The following is a 2,683-nucleotide window of genomic DNA, read 5'->3' as shown; positions in this document are numbered from 1 at the left end:
GAATCAATTGATGCTTGATACAACAACTGTTTGGGTGTTGTATAGTCAAGCCTCACGAGCAATTAGTATTGGTCAGCTTCATGCGTCACCGCACTTCCACATCCAACCTATCAACGTCGTAGTCTTCAACGGCTCTTTAGTGGACATAAAGTCCAAGGGAAATCTTATCTTGAGGTAGGCTTCCCGCTTAGATGCTTTCAGCGGTTATCCCTTCCGAACATAGCTACCCGGCGATGCGACTGGCGTCACAACCGGTACACCAGAGGTTCGTCCACTCTGGTCCTCTCGTACTAGGAGCAGATCCTCTCAAATTTCCAGCGCCCACGGTAGATAGGGACCGAACTGTCTCACGACGTTCTAAACCCAGCTCGCGTACCTCTTTAAATGGCGAACAGCCATACCCTTGGGACCTGCTTCAGCCCCAGGATGAGATGAGCCGACATCGAGGTGCCAAACACCGCCGTCGATATGAACTCTTGGGCGGTATCAGCCTGTTATCCCCAGAGTACCTTTTATCCGTTGAGCGATGGCCCTTCCATACAGAACCACCGGATCACTAAGACCTACTTTCGTACCTGCTCGACTTGTGGGTCTCGCAGTTAAGCGCGCTTTTGCCTTTATACTCTACGCGTGATTTCCGACCACGCTGAGCGCACCTTCGTACTCCTCCGTTACTCTTTAGGAGGAGACCGCCCCAGTCAAACTACCCACCAGACATGGTCCTCGCTCCAGATCATGGAGCAGAGTTAGAACCTCAATATTACCAGGGTGGTATTTCAAGATTGGCTCCACCGAAACTAGCGTCTCGGTTTCAAAGCCTCCCACCTATCCTACACAAGTAAGATCAAAGTTCAATGTCAAGCTGCAGTAAAGGTTCACGGGGTCTTTCCGTCTAGCCGCGGGTACACCGCATCTTCACGGCGATTTCGATTTCACTGAGCCTCTGCTGGAGACAGCGCCCCCATCATTATGCCATTCGTGCAGGTCGGAACTTACCCGACAAGGAATTTCGCTACCTTAGGACCGTTATAGTTACGGCCGCCGTTTACTGGGGCTTCGATCAAGAGCTTCGCTTACGCTAACCCCATCAATTAACCTTCCAGCACCGGGCAGGCATCACACCCTATACGTCCACTTTCGTGTTTGCAGAGTGCTATGTTTTTAATAAACAGTTGCAGGGGCCTGGTTTCTGTGGCTGCTCTCAGCTCAGGAAGCAAGTTCCATCACCAAAAGCAGCGTACCTTCTCCCGAAGTTACGGTACCATTTTGCCTAGTTCCTTCAGCAGAGTTCTCTCAAGCGCTTTGGTCTACTCGACCTGACCACCTGTGTCGGTTTCGGGTACGATTCCAGTGTAACTGAAGCTTAGAGACTTTTCCTGGAAGTATGGTATCAGCCACTTCACTGTACAAGTACAGCTTGCTGTCAGATCTCAGCATAGAGTACCCCGGATTTGCCTAAGATACATGCCTACTTCCTTTCACCTGGACAACCAACGCCAGGCTGACTTAACCTTCTCCGTCCTCTCATCGCATTACACTGAAGTATTGGAATATTAACCAATTTCCCATCGACTACGCCTCTCGGCCTCGCCTTAGGGGTCGACTCACCCAGCCCCGATTAACGTTGGACTGGAACCCTTGGTCTTTCAGCGAACGGGTTTTTCACCCGTTTTGTCGTTACTCACGTCAGCATTCGCACTTCTGATACCTCCAGCAGACTTCTCAATCCACCTTCATCGGCTTACAGAACGCTCCCCTACCACTTACACTAATGTGTAAATCCGCAGCTTCGGCATATAGTTTTAGCCCCGTTACATCTTCCGCGCAGGCCGACTCGACTAGTGAGCTATTACGCTTTCTTTAAAGGGTGGCTGCTTCTAAGCCAACCTCCTAGCTGTCTATGCCTTCCCACATCGTTTCCCACTTAACTATAATTTTGGGGCCTTAGCTGGCGGTCTGGATTGTTTTCCTCTTGACTACGGACGTTAGCACCCGCAGTCTGTCTCCCGGATAGTACTCATTGGTATTCGGAGTTTGCATCGGTTTGGTAAGTCGGGATGACCCCCTAGCCGAAACAGTGCTCTACCCCCAATGGTATTCGTCCGAGGCGCTACCTAAATAGCTTTCGGGGAGAACCAGCTATCACCGAGTTTGATTAGCCTTTCACCCCTATCCACAAGTCATCCCCTGGCTTTTCAACGACAGTGGGTTCGGTCCTCCAGTTAGTGTTACCCAACCTTCAACCTGCTCATGGATAGATCACCCGGTTTCGGGTCTACACCCAGCAACTAAACGCCCTATTAAGACTCGATTTCTCTACGGCTCCCCTAATCGGTTAACCTTGCTACTGAATGTAAGTCGCTGACCCATTATACAAAAGGTACGCAGTCACCAAACAAGTTGGCTCCCACTGCTTGTATGCATGCGGTTTCAGGATCTATTTCACTCCCCTCACAGGGGTTCTTTTCGCCTTTCCCTCACGGTACTGGTTCACTATCGGTCAGTCAGGAGTATTTAGCCTTGGAGGATGGTCCCCCCATATTCAGACAAGGTTTCACGTGCCTCGCCCTACTCGACATCATTATCTAAGCCCTTTCGTGTACAGGACTATCACCTACTATGGTCGCACTTCCCAGAGCGTTCCACTAAAGCTTAGATAACTTAATGGGCTTTTCCCCGTTCG

1 rRNA gene is annotated in these 2,683 nt (G+C 50.5%); it reads right to left on the bottom strand.

The window, feature by feature from the left end:
* Window positions 1-41: 41 nt before the first annotated feature.
* Window positions 42-2,683, bottom strand: a 23S ribosomal RNA gene (locus AVJ20_RS17765); the annotation flags it as partial.

This window comes from Acinetobacter sp. CFCC 11171 (genome assembly GCF_003268405.1).
Taxonomy (GTDB): Bacteria; Pseudomonadota; Gammaproteobacteria; order Pseudomonadales; family Moraxellaceae; genus Acinetobacter; species Acinetobacter amyesii.
Note: the sequence above shows the minus strand (reverse complement) of the source record. Positions and strands in the feature narration are given on the sequence as shown.